Origin of the sequence: Streptococcus sp. HMSC10E12 (assembly GCF_001807855.1) — a bacterium.
GTDB classification, from domain to species: domain Bacteria; phylum Bacillota; class Bacilli; order Lactobacillales; family Streptococcaceae; genus Streptococcus; species Streptococcus salivarius.
On sequence record NZ_KV791115.1, the window covers coordinates 1 to 580 of the forward strand.

The window sequence follows — 580 nt, forward strand, 5'->3', positions numbered from 1 at the left end:
GCTGGTTTAATTACCTCTATTTTTTCTTAAGTCGCACGATTACAACGACTTAAAGGCACCTTAATCAAGTTAAGGTGCCTCAGACTGTCGACAAAGTCCTACGGACTTGTCGGCATTTTTTATTTTTTAACATTTTACATAATAACCTTTTCCCCATTTCTTGTATAATGATAGTAATAAGATAATGAGGTGATAGTATGCTAAATAAATCTTCTAATAACAGAGAACAACTTGAAATGATTTCAATATCTCAATTAGTTCCTGATGATCACTTGTTACGTAAAGTTGAAAAAGTATTAGATCTTAACTTTGTTTATGATTTAGTGAAAGATAAATATTGCTTAGATAATGGCAGACCCTCTATTGACCCTGTAATTTTAGTAAAAATCCTTCTGATTCAAAAATTATTCGGCATTAAATCTATGAGACAAACTATAAAAGAAATTCACACTAATGTAGCGTACCGATGGTACTTAGGTTATGGATTCTTTGATAAAGTTCCTCATTTTGGTACTTTTAGCAAAAACTACACCCGCCGATTTTATGATAATAAGTTATTTGAAGAAATCTTCCAACACAT

1 protein-coding gene is annotated in these 580 nt (G+C 31.0%); it reads left to right on the forward strand.

Annotated features, from left to right (window positions below; all coding sequences use genetic code 11):
- Nucleotides 1–197 precede the first annotated feature (197 nt).
- Nucleotides 198–580 (forward strand): transposase (locus tag HMPREF3112_RS09565; RefSeq protein WP_141738672.1); only part of this gene is annotated, 383 nt, incomplete at its 3' end.